The sequence below is a fragment of the Rhizobium sp. SRI_017 genome (assembly GCF_057586295.1).
In genome coordinates this window covers 210,954-228,957 of record NZ_JBYCZP010000004.1, presented here as the reverse complement: position 1 = coordinate 228,957, position 18,004 = coordinate 210,954, and the positions used below count along the sequence as shown (strand labels likewise).

The 18,004-nt window shown below is 59.8% G+C and carries 17 protein-coding genes; 6 read left to right on the top strand and 11 right to left on the bottom strand.

The features are described 5' to 3' along the window. Position 1: 1 nt before the first annotated feature. From AC2YI2_RS11290 to AC2YI2_RS11245, 10 genes are all read right to left on the bottom strand, one after another. Complete coding sequence (locus AC2YI2_RS11290) at positions 2–1,093, bottom strand: ABC transporter permease (RefSeq protein ID WP_487386568.1); 1,092 nt, start codon at positions 1,091–1,093, stop codon at positions 2–4. After that, complete coding sequence (locus AC2YI2_RS11285) at positions 1,083–2,648, bottom strand: ABC transporter ATP-binding protein (protein ID WP_487386567.1); 1,566 nt, start codon at positions 2,646–2,648, stop codon at positions 1,083–1,085. Before AC2YI2_RS11285 ends, AC2YI2_RS11290 begins: the two co-directional genes overlap by 11 nt. Positions 2,649–2,690: 42 nt before the next feature. Continuing rightward, positions 2,691–3,671: a quinone oxidoreductase family protein gene (locus AC2YI2_RS11280; RefSeq protein ID WP_487386566.1), complete on the bottom strand. Its 981-nt coding sequence runs from the start codon at positions 3,669–3,671 to the stop codon at positions 2,691–2,693. A 1-nt stretch (position 3,672) separates the two neighbouring features. Further along, a complete protein-coding gene (gene pcsA, locus AC2YI2_RS11275; protein ID WP_487386565.1) occupies positions 3,673–4,413 on the bottom strand; it encodes a phosphatidylcholine synthase in 741 nt (246 codons plus the stop codon). A 442-nt stretch (positions 4,414–4,855) separates the two neighbouring features. Further along, positions 4,856–7,309 carry an ATP-dependent Clp protease ATP-binding subunit ClpA gene (gene clpA / locus AC2YI2_RS11270; protein ID WP_487386564.1) on the bottom strand — a complete coding sequence of 818 codons (2,454 nt, stop codon included), beginning with the start codon at positions 7,307–7,309 and terminating at the stop codon, positions 4,856–4,858. 10 nt (positions 7,310–7,319) lie between these two features. Next, positions 7,320–7,673, bottom strand: a complete 354-nt coding sequence (gene clpS / locus AC2YI2_RS11265; RefSeq protein ID WP_487386563.1) for an ATP-dependent Clp protease adapter ClpS — start codon at positions 7,671–7,673, stop codon at positions 7,320–7,322. Positions 7,674–7,902: 229 nt separating this feature from the next. After that, on the bottom strand, positions 7,903–8,277 hold the full coding sequence (locus AC2YI2_RS11260; RefSeq protein WP_487386562.1) for a phasin family protein: 375 nt from the start codon (positions 8,275–8,277) through the stop codon (positions 7,903–7,905). A 162-nt stretch (positions 8,278–8,439) separates the two neighbouring features. After that, positions 8,440–8,643, bottom strand: coding sequence for a DUF3126 family protein (locus AC2YI2_RS11255; protein WP_487386561.1), 204 nt, complete (start codon positions 8,641–8,643; stop codon positions 8,440–8,442). Positions 8,644–8,730: 87 nt separating this feature from the next. Further along, entirely contained in the window at positions 8,731–9,558 is an 828-nt protein-coding gene (gene cysE / locus AC2YI2_RS11250) for a serine O-acetyltransferase (RefSeq protein ID WP_487386560.1), read from the bottom strand. A gap of 91 nt (positions 9,559–9,649) precedes the next feature. Then, on the bottom strand, positions 9,650–10,435 hold the full coding sequence (locus AC2YI2_RS11245; RefSeq protein WP_487386559.1) for an alpha/beta fold hydrolase: 786 nt from the start codon (positions 10,433–10,435) through the stop codon (positions 9,650–9,652). Between the two features lie 123 nt (positions 10,436–10,558). Between AC2YI2_RS11245 and AC2YI2_RS11240 the strand changes: the two genes are divergently transcribed. Continuing rightward, the gene (locus tag AC2YI2_RS11240; protein WP_487386558.1) at positions 10,559–10,804 is read left to right on the top strand and encodes a zinc-finger domain-containing protein; all 246 of its coding nucleotides are present in this window, start codon (positions 10,559–10,561) and stop codon (positions 10,802–10,804) included. Between the two features lie 36 nt (positions 10,805–10,840). Beyond that, positions 10,841–11,995, top strand: coding sequence for an FAD-dependent monooxygenase (locus AC2YI2_RS11235; RefSeq protein WP_487386557.1), 1,155 nt, complete (start codon positions 10,841–10,843; stop codon positions 11,993–11,995). Between the two features lie 14 nt (positions 11,996–12,009). On the opposite strand, the gene AC2YI2_RS11230 is transcribed toward AC2YI2_RS11235, so the two are convergent. Continuing rightward, positions 12,010–13,203 carry a cystathionine beta-lyase gene (locus tag AC2YI2_RS11230; RefSeq protein ID WP_487386556.1) on the bottom strand — a complete coding sequence of 398 codons (1,194 nt, stop codon included), beginning with the start codon at positions 13,201–13,203 and terminating at the stop codon, positions 12,010–12,012. Between the two features lie 339 nt (positions 13,204–13,542). Between AC2YI2_RS11230 and AC2YI2_RS11225 the strand changes: the two genes are divergently transcribed. The 4 genes from AC2YI2_RS11225 to AC2YI2_RS11210 all read left to right on the top strand — a co-directional run bounded on the left by AC2YI2_RS11225 (position 13,543) and on the right by AC2YI2_RS11210 (position 17,826). Further along, the gene (locus AC2YI2_RS11225) at positions 13,543–14,571 is read left to right on the top strand and encodes an amino acid ABC transporter substrate-binding protein (protein ID WP_487386555.1); all 1,029 of its coding nucleotides are present in this window, start codon (positions 13,543–13,545) and stop codon (positions 14,569–14,571) included. 99 nt (positions 14,572–14,670) lie between these two features. Then, positions 14,671–15,882, top strand: a complete 1,212-nt coding sequence (locus AC2YI2_RS11220; RefSeq protein ID WP_487386554.1) for an amino acid ABC transporter permease — start codon at positions 14,671–14,673, stop codon at positions 15,880–15,882. A 1-nt stretch (position 15,883) separates the two neighbouring features. Beyond that, positions 15,884–17,035: an amino acid ABC transporter permease gene (locus AC2YI2_RS11215; RefSeq protein ID WP_487386553.1), complete on the top strand. Its 1,152-nt coding sequence runs from the start codon at positions 15,884–15,886 to the stop codon at positions 17,033–17,035. Positions 17,036–17,055: 20 nt separating this feature from the next. After that, the gene (locus AC2YI2_RS11210) at positions 17,056–17,826 is read left to right on the top strand and encodes an amino acid ABC transporter ATP-binding protein (protein ID WP_487386552.1); all 771 of its coding nucleotides are present in this window, start codon (positions 17,056–17,058) and stop codon (positions 17,824–17,826) included. The last annotated feature ends 178 nt before the right edge of the window (positions 17,827–18,004 follow it).

Here is an 18,004-nt window from a genome sequence, read left to right as displayed (position 1 = left end):
TTTACACGCCTCCCGTCGCGCCGGTGACGCGATTCCAGACGAGCCGGATCTTGTATTGGATCAGCGTATCGCAGGACAGCACGAAGAACAGCAGCAGGCCCTGGAACAGGCGTGTGACCTTCTCCGAGACACCGAGCGAGAGTTGCGCCGCTTCACCGCCGAGATAGGTCAGCGCGAGGATGAGGCCAGAGACGATAATGCCAAGTGGGCTAAGGCGTCCGAGGAACGCGACGATGATGGCGGTGAAGCCGTAACCGGGCGAGATCGACGGCCGGAGCTGGCCGATGGCACCGGACACTTCGGCAATGCCTGCAAGTCCGGCCAGCGCACCGGAAAGCAGGAAGGAGAACCAGACCATGCCAGACGCAGAGAAGCCGGCAAAGCGCCCTGCCCGCACCGACTGCCCGAGCACCTTCACCTGATAGCCCCGCAGCGTGAATTCCATCATGAACCAGAGCAGGATTGCCGCGACGATCGCGAAGACAAACCCCCAATGTGCCCGGCCGGAACTCTCCCAAATCGCCGGCAGCACCGCCGAGGGGTCGAACACACGTGTCTCCGGGAAATTCATGCCTCCCGGATTGCGCCAGGGCCCGCGCACCAGCCAGTCGAGAAAGAGCTGGGCGACATAGACGAGCATCAGGCTGGTCAGAATCTCGTTGGTATTGAATTTCGTTTTGAGCAACGCCGGAATGGCGCCATAGGCAGCGCCCCCGATCATGCCCATCACCATCATCAGCGGCAGCAGCCAGGGGCCGGTCCACTCGTAGAACAGAACCGGCATTAGGGAGCCGAAAATGCCGCCAAAGATGAACTGGCCCTCGGCGCCGATATTCCAGTTGCCGGCGCGATAACAGATCGAGAGGCCGGCACCGATCAGGATCAGAGGCCCGGCCTTGATCGCGAGTTCGTGGAGCGACCATTCCTCACGCAGCGGATCGATGAAGAATAGGTAGAGCGCCTGGAACGGATCCTTGCCGAGCGCCGCAAACAGGATGAAGCCGCAGATCAGCGTCAAGGCGAGCGCAATGAACGGCGAGAGGAAGGTGTAGAGCTGTGAGGCGCTCGCCCGTTTTTCGAGTTCAATGCGCATGGGCGGCCTCGTGCTGTGTGTCCATCCCGCCCATCAGCAGGCCGATCTTCTCACGATCGAGCGCTGCGGCCGGATAGACCTTGGACAGCCGACCGTCATGGATCACAGCGACATGCGTGGCGACTTCGAAAATTTCGTCGAGATCCTGACTGATGACAAGCACGGCGGAGCCCGCCTTGGCGAGGTCGACCAGTGCCTGGCGGATGCGGCTCGCAGCACCCGCATCGACGCCCCAGGTCGGCTGGTTGACAACCATCACACCGGGCTGGCGGTCGAGTTCGCGGCCGACGATAAATTTCTGGAGATTGCCGCCCGACAGAGATCCGGCTGCGGGGTCTTCGCCGCTCTTGCGGACATCCATGGCCTCGCAGATCCGCTTGGTGGCAGCTGACACGGTGGACGAGCGAATGATGCGAAGCACGCCGCCGGCCAGGAACGCCTTGCGGTCGGAGCTATTGCGCGAGAGTACGAGGTTTTCCGACAGGCTCATCGATGTCACCGCGCCGTGACCGTGGCGTTCCTCGGGCACGAAAGCCGCACCCAGCAGCCGGCGAGCCGAGATTCCGGACAGCCCGACGGCCTTGCCCCGGATCTTCACCGCGTCATTGTCAGAGACCGTGTATTCGCCCGAAAGAACATCAAAGAGTTCTCCTTGTCCGTTGCCCGCGACACCGGCGATAGCCAGTACTTCACCGGCATGGACATCGAGTGAGACGTCCTTGAGTGTCACGGCGAAGGGCGTGCGGGCCTTGGCGCTCAGCTTTCGCGTCTCCAGGCCGATCGGCCCGGACGCGTCGGAGGTCGTCTTTTCGACCTCCGCTACATTGCTGCCAACCATCATGCGCGCGAGCGAGGCTGGGGTCTCCTGACGCGGGTCGCAGGCTCCGGTCACCTTGCCATGACGGAGCACGGTCGCGCGGTCGCAGATGCGCTGAACCTCTTCTAGGCGGTGGCTGATATAGAGGACCGAGCGGCCCTCGGCCTTCAGCTTCATCAGCGTCTCGAACAGCTTGTCGGCTTCCTGCGGCGTCAGCACGGAGGTCGGCTCGTCGAGGATGATCAGCTTGGGATTCTGCAAGAGCGCCCGGACGATCTCGATGCGCTGGCGTTCGCCCACCGAGAGGTCGGCGACATGCGAATGCGGATCGAGCGGCAGGCCATAGGCCCTCGAAAGCGCGGCAGCCTGCTCTGCGATCTTGCCGAGCGGGATGTTGCGATCGAGCGAAAGCGCGATGTTCTCGGCGACAGTGAGCGCTTCAAACAGCGAGAAGTGCTGGAAGACCATGCCGATGCCGGTCTTGCGCGCTTCACCCGGGCTGCCGATGGTGACGGGATTTCCCTGCCAGATAATCTGGCCTGAGCTCGGCGACAGCACGCCGAACAGCATTTTTACCAGAGTGGATTTGCCCGCACCGTTCTCGCCGAGAAGTGCGTGAATTTCGCCGGGCGCGATCTTGAGGTCGATCCCGTTGCAGGCCGCGAACGACCCGAAGAGCTTGGAGATGCTGCGCACCTCAAGGAGCGGGGTTACGCCGCCCGCGTCAGACTCCGTCACCGATTTCCCCAGCCTTCTTCCCCCCTGATCCCTTTGTTTTTATTAGGGTATCAGCAATGTAGTTCCACTCGTTCGTCTGGCCTCCAGATCGGCATGCGCACGTGCGGCGTCAGCCAATGGATAGGTCTGATTGACATTGATAACCACTTTGTTGCCTCGCACAATAGCAAAAAGCGCCTCTGCACATTCGTTAAGCTCTTGCGGCGTGGCGATGTAGTTGCCGAGCGTCGGGCGCGTCATGAAGAGCGAGCCCTTTTGCGCAAGGATTGATGGCGCCATGGGCGGGACCGGGCCGGATGCATTGCCGAAGGTAACCCAGAGGCCGCGCGGCTTGAGGCAGTCCAGCGACTTTGGAAACGTGTCCTTGCCAACGGAGTCGTAGACCACATCCACACCCCTTCCGTCGGTGAGTTCCTTCACGCGGGCGACGAAATCTTCTTCGCTGTAGTTGATCACATGGTCGTAGCCGTGTGCCAGCGCCAGCTTCTTCTTCTCGGCGCTGCCGACTGTGCCAATGACGGTGGCACCCAACGCCTTCGCCCACTGACCGGCAATCAAGCCGACGCCGCCCGCCGAAGCATGCCAGAGTAGGACGGTTTCCGGGCCGACCTCGTATGTGCGATTGAGCAGGAATTCGACCGTCATACCCTTCATCAGGCCGCCGGCCGCGGTCTCGAACGAGATATCCTCAGGCAGTCGGACCAGCGATTTCGTGGCAATGTTGCGCAGCTCGCAATAGGCGCCGTTGCTGCTCGGATAGGCGACTCGGTCGCCTTCGCGGAAGTCTGATACGCCCTCGCCGACCGATATCACCGTGCCCGCCGCTTCGCTGCCTGCAACGAAGGGCAATCCGCCTTCGGGCTTGTAGAGGCCAGTGCGATAATAAGTGTCGACGAAATTGAGCGCGACGGCCGAGTGGCGAATCTGGACTTCGCCACGGCTCGGGGCCGGAACGTCGATCTCAGTCAGTTCGAGGACTTCGGGTCCGCCATAGCCGCGGATGACGATTGCCCTGCTTTTCATGTCAGTCCTTTCGGCCGAGATTGGGGAATAGCTGCAGCACAAAGCCGATGCAGTACATGTAGAGACCCGTCGCAACGACACCCCAGACGACCCAATCCGGCGACTTGAAATGCTTGAGCAGTGCGATGCCCGACAGCACCGCCCAAATCAGGAAGACAGCGAGATTAAGGGGCCGCAGTCGCTTCACGCGGACCGGATGCAGGAACCAGATTGGGAAGAATGACAACAATGCGGAGCCGACGACGATGACGAAGGCGACGGTCTCCGATGGCTCGATGACGAAGAGCGTGAAGATCACCATGTTCCAGACGACTGGAAAGCCAGAGAAGAAATATTCATCGGTCTTCATGCCCATATCGGCATAGTAGATAGCGGAGGAGACCACGATGATGCCGGCAGCCACGAAGGACCAGGGTTCGCCGATCATGCCGCTCTGATAGAGTGCGAAGGCCGGCAGCAGCACATAAGTGACATAGTCGATGATGTTGTCGAGCGTATCCCCGGACCAGTTGGGCAGAACTTCCTTCACCCGCACCTTACGCGCAATCGGCCCATCAATGCCGTCGACGATCAGCGCAAGACCGAGCCACCAGAACATGTCGACGAAACGATGCTCCGCTGCGGCTACCACGCCGAGGAAAGCGAGGAAGGAACCGGATGCGGTGAGAAGATGAACGCAAAAGGCGCGTATTTCAGCGTAGGGAACAGCCTTATAGTTGAAAACATAGGAAAAAATCCGCATTCCCGCGCCGCCCCTCCGGTTGCGTTCAGGCTGTCAGGCCGAGACTTTGATAACCCGGATGGGAACATATCGCCAGCGGAAAGGTCGCGAGCAGCGTCATTGCAATCGATGCAACCTACATGTCGCACCAACACTACCAAAGCGGGAAATGGCGTGATATTTGTTAGGTGTTCGAAGGCGAAAGCAGAAAGCGTCGTGACCAGAGACGCATCGCTGGAGATTGGCTCCATCGACACCAGGCGAGTGCCTCGCCCTTCGAGCACGGAGGTGAGCTATGTGATGGAAGCCATTTAGCATCACGTTTACGGTGAGAAAAACCCGGACGAGCTGGTCAGCAACCGTCCGGGTTCAATTCACTAAGTAAACAAACGGTGGGCGGGGTTACCGCCTCGTCCACCACTCCGAAAACATAGCCCAATCGGCCATGTTTTTCAAGTTTGCATCAGTCGCTCTTCTTCGGTGTGCGCTTGCGCGGCTTGGGCTCGTCATCCACCGGGTCGGCAGCGACGACAGCGGGTTCGACCTTGGCCTTCTTCGGCGCCTTGACGGTCGCAGCCACTTCAGCTTCGTCCTTCGGCCTCACAGGCACGTTTTCCGGCAAGGTCTCGAGCACGATACCGTGCTTGCCATCGGGCTTGATGCCGACCGACACCCGGACGATGCCGCCCTTCTTGAGCTTGCCGAAAAGGATCTCCTCGGCGAGCGGCTTCTTGATGTTCTCCTGGATGATGCGGCCCAGCGGGCGAGCACCCATCTTGTCGTCGTAACCCTTTTCGGAGAGCCACTGCGTGGCCTCTTCGGTGAGTTCGAAGGTGACGTGACGTTCGGCGAGCTGCGATTCCAGCTGCATGACGAACTTCTGCACGACCTTGTGGACGACCGACATCGGCAGCGACGAAAACGGGATGATCGCGTCGAGGCGGTTGCGGAACTCCGGCGTGAACAGCTTGTTGATCGCCTCGATTTCGTCGCCTTCGCGCTTGGTCGAACCGAAGCCGATAGCCGCACGCTGCGCGTCAGACGCACCGGCATTGGTGGTCATGATGAGGATGACGTTGCGGAAATCGATCTTCTTGCCGTTGTTGTCGGTCAGCGCACCGTTGTCCATCACCTGCAGCAGGATGTTGTAGATATCCGGATGCGCCTTCTCGATTTCGTCGAGCAGAAGCACGCAATAGGGATGCTGGTCGACCTGGTCGGTCAAGAGACCACCCTGATCGAAGCCGACATAGCCGGGAGGCGCGCCGATCAGGCGGCTCACCGTATGGCGTTCCATATATTCCGACATGTCGAAGCGCAGCAATTCGACGCCGAGCGAGGCAGCGAGTTGCTTGGCGGCCTCGGTCTTGCCAACACCGGTCGGACCGGAGAACAGGTAGGAGCCGATCGGCTTGTTGGGTTCGCGGAGGCCGGCGCGTGCCAGCTTGATCGCGGAGGCCAGCGCTTCCATCGCCAGTTCCTGACCATAGACCACCGAAGCGAGCTCGGTTTGAAGATTGGCGAGAACCGCCTCATCGTCGCGCGACACCGTCTTCGGCGGGATGCGAGCCATGGTAGCGATCGTCGCCTCGATCTCCTTCTCGGTGATCAGCTTGCGACGCCTGGATATCGGCAGAAGCATCTGGGCCGCACCGGTCTCGTCGATCACGTCAATCGCCTTGTCCGGCAGCTTGCGGTCGGTGATGTACCGCGCCGAAAGCTCGACCGCCGCCTTAATGGCTTCGTTGGTGTAGCGAAGATGATGGAACTCTTCGAAATAGGGCTTGAGGCCCTTCATGATGTCGATTGCATCATCGATCGAGGGTTCGTTGACGTCGATCTTCTGGAAACGGCGGACCAGAGCCCGATCCTTCTCGAAGAACTGGCGGTATTCCTTGTAGGTCGTCGAGCCGATGCAGCGGATCGCACCAGAGGACAGAGCCGGCTTCAACAGGTTCGACGCATCCATCGCGCCGCCTGACGTTGCGCCAGCGCCGATCACGGTGTGGATTTCATCGATAAAGAGCACGGCACCCGGGAAATCCTCGAGCTCCTTGACGACCTGCTTCAGTCGCTCTTCGAAATCGCCGCGATAACGGGTACCGGCAAGCAGCGTGCCCATGTCGAGCGAAAAGATCGTCGCATCCTGCAGTGCTTCCGGAACCTGCTTCTCGACGATGCGCTTGGCGAGGCCTTCCGCGATCGCGGTCTTGCCGACACCGGGATCACCGACATAGAGCGGGTTATTCTTGGAGCGGCGGCACAGGATCTGGATCGTCCGGTTGACCTCGGCCATGCGGCCGATCAGCGGATCGATCCGGCCGTTCTTGGCCTTTTCATTGAGGTTGACGCAGTAGGCCTTAAGAGCGTCGAGCGGCTTCTTCTGACCGTCCTCGGTCTCCTTGCTGCTGGCGCCTGGCCGGGCTTCCTGCTCGCTTTCGTCTACGCCCTTCGGCGTGCGCGGCTCCGAGGAGCCGGGACGCTTGGCAATGCCGTGCGAAATGTAGTTGACCGCGTCGTAGCGGGTCATGTCCTGCTCCTGCAGGAAATAGGCGGCATGGCTCTCGCGCTCGGCGAAGATCGCCACGAGCACGTTGGCACCGGTCACCTCTTCGCGTCCGGACGACTGGACATGGATCACCGCGCGCTGGATGACGCGCTGGAAGCCGGACGTCGGCTTGGAATCCTCATCATAACCGGTGGCGAGGTTGGCGAGATCGTTGTCGACGTAATCGCTCACCGACTTCTTGAGCTTGTCGAGATCAACATTGCAGGCCGTCATCACGGCAGCAGCGTCTGTATCTTCGATCAGCGAAAGCAGGAGATGTTCGAGAGTTGCATATTCGTGGCGGCGCTCATTGGCGAGCGTGAGTGCCCGATGAAGGGCCTTTTCAAGGCTTGACGAAAATGTGGGCACGTTCAGAACCTCATTTCTTTTCCATGACACATTGCAGCGGATGCTGATGTTCCCGGGCGAAATCCATGACTTGCATCACCTTCGTCTCGGCGACCTCATAGGTGAAGACGCCGCATTCGCCGACACCGTGATTGTGCACTTGCAACATGATCCGCGTTGCCGCTTCCCTGTCTTTCTGGAAGAAGCGCTCCAAAGTGTGGATCACGAACTCCATAGGCGTATAGTCGTCGTTCAGAAGCAGGACGCGGTAGAGGCTCGGTTTCTTCACCTTCGGCTGGACACGCGTGATCACCGATGTTCCGCGGCCCCCGGAGACGTTGCCGCCTTCGTTGTCGCCTTGCATACGGTAGATATAGTCGCTCATGCCTGCCATCGAACCTTGTTGTTCCGCGTCCAGTCCGCCCGGGAACAGTACGCCTTATGTGGTGTCGCAAAGCGGTATTTTAAGAGCCTTTTCACGGCTCGCAACACTAATCACACTATCTTGTCCCGAAATGGAGACAAATTCGCGACCCGAACCGTTCCCTCCACAGCACAAAAAACCGGCCGCCCTCGCAGGCGGCCGGCGCATTGAAAAATCGTGGAGAATCCGCTTAAGCGGCTGCGGCGGCAGAAGCCTTGGCAACGTTGGCCTTCACGACCTCGGTCGCCTTGCTGGCGGCGGCCTGGGCCGGAGCGTAGCTCTGCTTGGCAATGTCGGAATACATTTCGCCGAGCTTGTTGAGCTCTGAAAGGTAGCCCTCGATCATCGTCTTGGCGAAAGATGTATTGAGTTCGATGACGGCTTCGAAGCTCTTGACGGACATCAGCGCCTCGACATGAGCCACGTTGGCTTCATAGGCCTTCTTGGAATATTCGGCTGTCTCGGAGGCGATTGCCTGCAAGCCCTTGGTGGCGGTGGAATAGCTCTTCAGCACCGAGTCCATCGCTTCTTTTCCGTAGAGATTTGTATCTTCGAATTTGAACATTGCGGGTCCCGTCCTGTTTTGTTGTGACATTCCTAAAATATATGTGCACTGCACAAAAAGTCAACCTTCGGAACGGCAATGCAAAAGAAAAACCCCCGAAACCTGAGCCGGTTTGCGGGGGTTCGTGTGTGAATTTTTTGCGAAATCAAGAGGCTGAGTCGATCAGAGATCAACGTCGAGGATCGCCATCGAGAAGTTGTAGGAAAGGTCGCCGTCCTCGTCATCGCGATAGATCACGCCAAGGAATTCCTCGCCGAGATAAACCTCCGCCGAATCATTCTTGCGCGGGCGTGCCTTCACGATGATGTTGGGATTGAGGGTCCGCTTGAAATAGGCGTCGAGTTTCTTGAGTTCCTCGGGCTTCACGTCATTGTCTCCATCGGATCTTGCGATTTGCCCGGCTTGTGCCATGGCAGGCGCGGGGTGTAAACCCCGCGGCCACGGGTTCGACCTTCAGTCGATGATGGGGATCTGGACCTGATCCATAGAACGCGACGGCTCGGAACAGCCGGCTTCGCCGACGATCCGTGCCGGCACACCGGCAACGGTGGTCTTGCTCGGCACCGGCTTGAGGACGACCGAACCGGCCGCGATCCGCGAGCAGTCACCGACCGTGATATTGCCGAGCACCTTGGCGCCCGCGCCGATCAGAACGCCATTGCCGATCTTCGGATGGCGGTCGCCGGCTTCCTTACCCGTACCGCCGAGCGTGACGCCCTGGAGTATCGAGACATTGTCACCGATCGATGCGGTCTCGCCCACCACCAATCCGGTGGCATGGTCGAGGAAGAACCCGCGACCGATCTTCGCCGCCGGATTGATATCCGTCTGGAAGACGCTGGACGACCGGCTCTGGAGATAGAGCGCGAAATCCTTGCGGCCGCACTTCAGCAACCAGTTGGCCAGACGGTAAGTCTGGATGGCATGAAAGCCCTTGAAGTAGAGCACCGGCTCGATATAGCGCGTGCAGACGGGGTCGCGATCGTAATAGGCCTGGATGTCGACGCGGATGATCGCGCTCCATTCCGGATTCTCACCATTCATTTCCTCGAAGGTCTGGCGCAGCAGGACCGCCGGTATGTCGGCGTGGTCGAGCCGCTCACAGATCCGGTAGATCACCGCGTCCTCGAGGCTCTTGTGATTGATCACTGTCGAGTACAGGAAAGTTGCCATCACCGGATCGTTGTCCGCGGCAATCCTCGCCTCTGCCTTCACCAAGTCCCAGATCGGGTCGATGGAAGATATCTGTTCCATGGGCCGGATGTCGGTCGCTGCGACCATTGGGCTCTCCTTTTCGTTCCTCTCGAACCGCCATTATATAATATATACGGCGGCGATTAGAAATGGGTGCCCGCAGGAACCCGCGAACTCGTTAAATATTTTCAATCTCGCGATAGAATTCGAGTGCAGCGGCCTTGAACACCCGATCGCCGACGGCAAGCATGTGGTCGCGGTTCGGAATATCGATGGCCCGTGCGTCCGGCAGGAGATCAGCGAGATCGTGGGGCGATCCGGCGATGTCATCCTTGGTGCCGACGGCGATCAATGTCGGCTGAAGGATACGTGCCGCCTGACCTTCACTTACAAGTACCCGATTGGATGAGATGCAGGCCGCGAGCGCCCGCCTGTCGCTCTTCGTCTTGTCGGCGAAGGCACGGAACATGCGGCCGCGCCCGTGGACGACATCGTCGAGCGATGGCGCGAGAAGCGCAGCGGCAATCGGGTCCCAATCCCCTACCCCATGTACCAACCCGATGCCGAGGCCGCCCCAGACCAGCGATCGCACCCGCTCTCCATGTTCGAGTGCCAGGAAAGCCGAGATGCGGGCACCCATCGAGTAGCCCATGACATCGGCGCGCTCGATGCCGAGATGGTCGAGCAACGCCGCCGCGTCGCCCGCCATCAGCGACGGATGATAGGCTGCCGGATCGTGGGGTTTGGCGCTTGCCCCATGGCCGCGATTGTCGATGGCGACGACTCGGCGGCCGGCTTTGGAGAGCGTCTGCAACCAGCCGGGTTGAACCCAGTTGACCAGTGCCGACGAGGCGAAGCCATGAATCAGGAGCGTGGGCGGCCCATCCCCTTCACCTTCGTCGAAATAGGCGAATTCCATCCCATCATGTGCAAATGTCGAGAAAACAGGGCTATTGAGGTGCATTTTAGCGATCTTCCGGCGGCATGCCTGTTATGCGAAAGCGGCATGTGAATGGCGCTGATAGCCTCTACACATTTGCTTCCGATACCATTATGTTGCGCCACAACAATATGGTCGGAGAATTGCATGGCCGGGCACAGCATCCCACATTTCCAGAACGATGGCGGATACAAGACGATCGCGATCGGGGTCAAGGAATTCATGTGCACCGGCGCATCCGTTCCCTTCGATCATCCCCATATCTTCATCGATATGGGCGACGACAGCGAGAAGGTCTGTTCCTATTGCTCGACGCTCTATCGGTACCAACCCACTCTGAAAGCCAACCAGTCCGATCCGGCCGGTTGCGTCTTCGTCGATCGCGCCGCGTAAGTTAGCGCGAAGGTCCGGACGGACCAAGGAAAGAACATGAAATCCGTTGCCATTCTGGGCGCCGGCGTTGCCGGCCTGGTGGGTGCGCTCGCCTTCGCACGCAAGGGCGTGCCCTCAATCGTTCTCGAACGCACCGCTGCCCTGCAGGAAGTCGGTGCCGGCATGCAGCTATCGCCGAATGCCACCTATGTTCTCGGCCAGCTTGGCATTGCCGATCAGCTCGAAGGCCTTTGGCGCGAGCCTGACAATATCTGTCTGGTCTCGGGCCAGACGCTCGCGCCGATTACTTCCATAGCGACCAAGAGCATCGCGCGCAGCCGCTGGGGCTCGCCCTATGCCTCGATCCATCGTGCGACGCTGCAGAAGGTGCTGCTCGAACATGTCAAGGCCGAGCCGCTGATCTCGCTGCATCTCGACACCGAGTGCAAGAACGAGACGGAAGTCTACGATCTTAGCGGCGGCAAGCCGGACTTGACGATCGGCGCCGATGGCGTCTGGTCGAAGTTCCGGCAGTTCGTGCCGCAGTCCGGCACGCCGGAATTCACCGGAATGGTCGCCTGGCGTTTCATTATCCCGGAACGCGACGCGCCATCCTTCCTTAATCCGCGCAACATCACGGCCTATGTCGGCTCCAATGCCCACATCGTTGCCTATCCGCTGAAGGATGCCGGCGCATTCAATGTCGTGGCGCTTTCGACCGGCAACAATCCGGGTGAGACCTGGGCGGCGGACTGCAATCCTGCCTTCCGCTCGGAAATGACGGCCCAGTTCTCGACCTGGCACCGTGATATCAGAACGTTGCTCTCATATGCACCGAAACCGACCTGGTGGCCGCTATTCGGCGTGTCACATGGCCGCTGGACGGATGGCAAGTCTCGCATTTTGATCGGCGATGCAGCGCATGCCATGACGCCTTTCGCTGCGCAGGGCGCGGCCATGGCGATCGAGGACGCCTATGAGCTGGCCGGCGTCACCACCGGCAATGCGGCACTGGCCGATGCACTGCTCTTTTTCGAACGCAATCGCCAGCATCGCATCTCGCGCGTCCGGTCGCGCGGGGCATTCAACAAATTCGCCTATCATGCCCGCGGCCCGGTCCGCGTCGCTCGCGACCTGGTGCTCAGGATGCGGCGACCCGAGCAGGTCGCCGCCGATCTGGACTGGCTCTACGGCTATAAGGCGCCAGGCTGAGGCTTAGCGGTCGGTCAACCGGCCGCCCTCGCCTCGGCAAATCCCGCTTCGATATCACGCTTTAGATCGGCCACGTCTTCGAGACCGATCTGCAGGCGAATGACCGGTCCACCTTCCGGTGCCTTCGCAACCTTGCGATCCGCAAGGTTGGCCATCACGGCCAGGCTCTCGTAACCGCCCCAGGAATATCCGAGGCCGAAAATCTTGAGCGCATCGAGGAAGGCATAGCCGCGTGTCTTGTGCTTGGCGGTGTCCGGCTCCCTGAGCACGATCGAGAACAAGCCCGACGCGCCCTTGAAGTCACGCTTCCAGATCTCGTATCCGTCGAAGCTCGGCAGCGCGGGGTGCAAGACCTGCGCCACATCCTCATGACCTTCCAGCCACTGTGCGAGTTCCAAGGCGCTCTGCTGATGCCGCTCCAGGCGGATGCCCATGGTCCGGAGACCGCGAAGGATCTGGTAGCTGTCATCGGGCGAGGCGCAGGTGCCGAGCGCGATATTGGCTTCGCGCAGCTGATCCCAATGCTCGGCATTGGCCGAGACCGTGCCGAACAGCACGTCGGAATGGCCCGACGGATATTTGGTGGCGGCGTGCATCGAAATGTCGGCACCGAAGTCGAGCGGCTTGAAATAGATCGGCGTCGCCCAGGTATTGTCCATCATCACGACGGCGCCCTTGGCATGGGCTGCGTTTGATATCGCACGAACATCCTGCATCTCGAACGTATTGGAACCCGGTGCCTCGGTGTGGACGATCGTCGTGTTCGGTCGCATCAGCTGCGAAATACCCGCACCGATCGCGGGATCATAATACTCCGTCTCGACGCCGAGCCTGGATAGCAGCGTGTCGCAGAAGTTCCGGGTCGGGTGATAGACGGAATCGACGACGAGGATGTGATCGCCGGCTTTTGCGAAGGCAAGCAGCGGCACTGTCACCGCCGCGAGACCCGACGGGATGAGGATCGTGCCTGCCGAACCCTCGAGCTCGTTGATCGCTTCGGCGAGCGCATCGGTGGTTGGCGTGCCGCGCGTGCCATAGGTATATTTCTGTGCCCGCCGATCCATCGTCCGGGCATCCGGAAACAGCACCGTGGAGGCATGGACCACAGGTGGATTGACGAAGCCGTGATAGTCGCGGGGATTGTAGCCGCCATGGGCCAGCCGAGTGTTGATGCCATAATTGTCGGCATCCTTCCTGTCATCGCTCATTGAAGATGTCCGTATTGTGTATCCTGCGAGGCGGCATTCATACTTCCGCTTTGATCTCTAAGGCAAATTCTGAATTGCCACGGAGACAGGAAATTGGTCGGTCGCGCAAAAATATTCGCCAAACTGCCCCAATCTCGCGCGCTTCATTGCCGTTTTTTTCGCAATTAAGGCAAACCCCGCAATTTTTTTGGCAAAGACTCAGCTTGGTCTTGACTATCTGGCTTTTTGATACTGTCTTAGACATTCGCTCATGCCGGAAGGGAAACTGGCAAGCGCCTGGCGTCTCCCAGGGGGAACGGCGGGGAACGACAACGACAACAAATCTCAAAGGTTGGGAAAATGAACAAGAAGCTTCTGACCGGTGCCTTCGGCGCCGCAATTCTTGCTCTCGGCGCTGCCGCCGCTCACGCAGGCACGCTCGATGACGTCAAGGCCAAGGGTTTCGTGCAGTGCGGCGTCAATGGTTCGAATCTCGGCGGTTTCGGTGCTCAGGATTCGTCCGGCAACTGGTCCGGCCTCGACGTGGATCTCTGCAAAGCCGTCGCAGCCGCCGTATTCGGCGATGCCACCAAGGTCAAGTACACGCCGCTTTCAGCCAAGGACCGCTTCCCGGCTCTGCAGTCGGGTGAAGTCGACATGCTCGCCCGCAACACGACCTGGAGCGCCAGCCGCGACAGCCAGCTCGGTTTCGATTTCCGCGCCGTCAACTACTATGACGGCCAGGGCTTCATGGTGAAGAAGGAACTCGGTGTAAAGTCCGCTCTCGAGCTCAACGGCGCATCGGTTTGCGTCCAGTCGGGAACGACGACCGAACTCAATCTCGCCGACTACTTCCGCGCCAACAAGATGGAATTCAAGCCTGTCGTGTTCGAAGCGCAGGATGAAGCTGACGCCGCCTACAATGCCGGTCGTTGCGATGTCTATACGACTGACGCCTCGGGCCTGTATTCGATCCGCCTGAAGATGGCCAGCCCGGACGACCACGTGGTCCTGCCGGAAATCATCTCCAAGGAGCCGCTCGGCCCAGCCGTGCGTCAGAACGACTCCAAGTGGTTCGACGTCGTGACCTATGCGCATTACGCCATGGTAACCGCCGAGGAATTCGGCATCACCCAGGCCAATGTCGAGGAGATGAAGAAGTCGGAAAACCCCGACGTCAAACGCTTCCTCGGTGAAGAGGCCGACTCCACCATCGGTGCCGACCTCGGCCTGCCGAAGGATTGGGCCGTGCAGATCATCAAGGCTGTCGGTAACTATGGCGAATCCTTCGAGCGCAATGTCGGCGCAGGTTCTCCGCTCAAGATCCAGCGCGGCCTGAACGCTCTTTGGAGCAAGGGTGGCCTGCAATACGCACCGCCGATCCGCTAACCGCGATCGAATGGGGTTTCGGGAAGGCGGGATAACCCGCCTTCCCTTCCGGAACGAACACCCGGCAAAAAGGGTGACGGAACGACAGGGGAATTCTTAATGGCTGTAACCGACGCCCGATTGCAGGGCGGCGATGCCCAACCAAAGGTATCGCTGCTGTATAACCCGGCCCTGAGGAGCTACGTCTATCAGGCAATCACGATCATCGTCATCGCCTGGGCTGTTTGGTATGCCTGGACCAATGCCGCGGCGAACCTTGCCCGCGCCAATATGACGGCAGGATTCGGCTTCCTCAACAGCCGCGCCGGCTTCGACATCGCCCAGACCCTCATCGCCTATTCGAGCGACTCGACCTATTTCCGGGCGCTCCAAGTCGGGCTGCTCAACACGCTGGTCATCGCCTTCTTCGGCGTCATTACGGCAACCATTGTCGGCCTTCTGGTCGGCATCGGCCGCCTGTCGCCCAATTGGCTGATCTCGCGGCTGTGCACTGTCTATGTCGAGATCTTCCGAAATATCCCGCCGCTGCTGGTCATTTTCTTCTGGTATCTGGGCGTGCTCGCGCTGCTGCCGGCGATCCGCACAATCTTCCAGCATGTAAAGGACAATCCGGGCGCCATATTCTTCGTCTCGAACCGCGGCATCTACATGCCCGCTCCGATCTTCGGCGCAGGCTTCGGCATCGTCGTGGCGGCCTTCATTCTCGGCATCATCGCGGCCATCGTCTTCACGAGTTGGGCCAATCGGCACCAGCTCGCAACGGGCCAGAGGCCGCCGGTGCTCTGGGTCAATCTGGGGCTGACCATCCTGTTTCCGCTGCTCGTCTTCTTCCTCATGGGCATGCCGTTGACGCTCGATTACGCGATCCCAGGTTCCTTCAACATGAAGGGCGGCATGGTCATCGGGCCGGAATTCCTGGCACTCTATTTGGCACTCTCGCTCTACACGGCATCCTTCATCGCCGAGATCGTGCGCGCCGGCATAAGAGGCGTATCCAAGGGCCAGTCGGAAGCCGCCTACGCCCTCGGCATCAGGCCGGGCCTGAATACACGGCTCGTCGTGCTGCCGCAGGCACTCAGGATCATCATTCCGCCGCTGACCTCGCAATATCTCAACCTGATCAAGAATTCCTCGCTTGCTGTCGCCGTCGGTTATGCCGACCTCGTCGCGGTCGGCGGCACGATCCTCAATCAATCGGGCAAATCGATCGAGATCATCTCGATCTGGATGCTCATTTACGTCTCGATCAGCCTGATCACCTCGCTGTTCATGAACTGGTTCAACGCCAAAATGGCACTGGTGGAGCGCTGAGATGACAGACATTTCCTACGTCCGCCGCGAGTTCATCGCACCTGAAAAGGCACCGCTCTCCGATTCCACTGTCATCGGCTGGGCACGCAAGAACCTGTTCGCCTCGGTCACCGATTCGATCATGACGCTGGTTGCCATCGCGGTGATCCTCTACTACCTGCCCGGGCTCCTCAACTGGCTGTTCGTCAAGGCTGTTTGGGCCGGAACCGACCGCACGGCCTGCCTGACCACCGCGCAGGGCGGGGCCCTGCCCGAGGGCTGGAGCGGCGCCTGCTGGGCCTATGTGGGAAACCGCTTTGGGCAGTTCATGTTCGGCTCCTATCCGCGCGACCAGCTCTGGCGGCCACTGCTGGTGGTCGCGATGTTCGTCGGACTGCTGATCCCGTTCCTGATGCCGAAGGTGCCGCGCAAGGGGCTCAATGCCCTGCTTTTGCTCGTTGCGCTGCCGATCGTCTCTTTTGTGCTCCTGCTTGGCGGCTGGTTCGGTCTCAGCCATGTCGAGACCTCGCTCTGGGGCGGGCTGATGGTGACGCTCATCATCTCCTATGTCGGCATTGCCGTATCGCTCCCCTTCGGCATCCTTCTTGCGCTCGGGCGCCGTTCGCAGATGCCGATCCTCAAAACGGTCTGCGTCGTCTTCATCGAACTGATCCGCGGCGTGCCGCTGATCACCGTTCTGTTCATGGCGAGCGTGCTGCTGCCGCTGTTCCTGACACCCGGCACGCATTTCGACAAGTTCCTGCGCGCGCTTGTCGGCGTGTCGATCTTCGCCTCGGCCTATATGGCCGAAGTCATCCGCGGCGGCCTTCAGGCAATCCCGAAGGGACAGTATGAGGCCGCCGATGCGGTCGGTCTCGGTTACCCGGCCAAAATGACCTTCGTCATCCTGCCGCAGGCGATAAAGCTGGTCATTCCCGGCATCGTCAACACCTTCATCGGCATGTTCAAGGACACGTCGCTGGTCACCATCATCTCGATGTACGACTTGCTCGGCATCGTGAAGGCGAGTTTCGGCGATTCAGCCTGGCAGACACCGGTCACGCCGCTTACCGGTCTGATCTTCGCTGGCTTTACCTTCTGGATCTTCTGCTTCGGCATGTCGCGCTATTCCGCCTTTATCGAGCGGCGCCTCGACACCGGTCACAAGCGATAACTATAAAAGGGAAAACAAACATGGCTGACGCCGCACAGAAATTGACCGTCTCCAGCACCGACGTCGCGGTCGAAATGAACAATATGAACAAGTGGTACGGCGAGTTCCACGTGCTTCGCGACATCAACCTCAAGGTCATGAAGGGTGAGCGCATCGTCATTGCCGGCCCGTCGGGCTCCGGCAAGTCGACAATGATCCGTTGCATCAATCGGCTCGAGGAGCACCAGAAGGGCTCGATCGTCGTGGACGGCATCGAACTGACCAACGATCTCAAGAAGATCGACGAAGTTCGCCGGGAAGTCGGCATGGTGTTCCAGCATTTCAACCTGTTCCCGCATCTGACGATCCTGGAAAACTGCACCCTGGCGCCGATCTGGGTCCGCAAGATGCCGAAGAAGCAGGCCGAGGAAGTCGCCATGCACTTCCTCGCCCGCGTCAAGATCCCGGAACAGGCCAACAAATATCCGGGCCAGCTCTCGGGTGGCCAGCAGCAGCGCGTGGCGATCGCGCGCGCGCTTTGCATGCGTCCCAAGATCATGCTGTTCGACGAACCGACCTCCGCACTCGACCCGGAAATGGTCAAGGAAGTGCTCGACACGATGGTGGGCCTCGCCGAGGAAGGCATGACCATGCTGTGCGTAACCCATGAAATGGGCTTCGCCCGTCAGGTCGCCAACCGCGTGATATTCATGGACCAAGGCCAGATCGTCGAGCAGAACGATCCGCAGAACTTCTTCGACAACCCGCAACACGAGCGGACCAAGCTGTTCCTCAGCCAGATCCTGCACTGACTACTTTGGCGGTCAGAAGAACCCCGGCTCACGCACCGCCGGGGTCAGACTGCCGACAAACCGTCGACATCCTTCCGAGAGACCAAAGGTTCACGGAACGTCTCTCAATCGAAGCGTGAACGGATAGCAATCAAAGTTGCCGGCTCGAAGCCCAAAAGTACTTTGTCGGCAAGTTGAC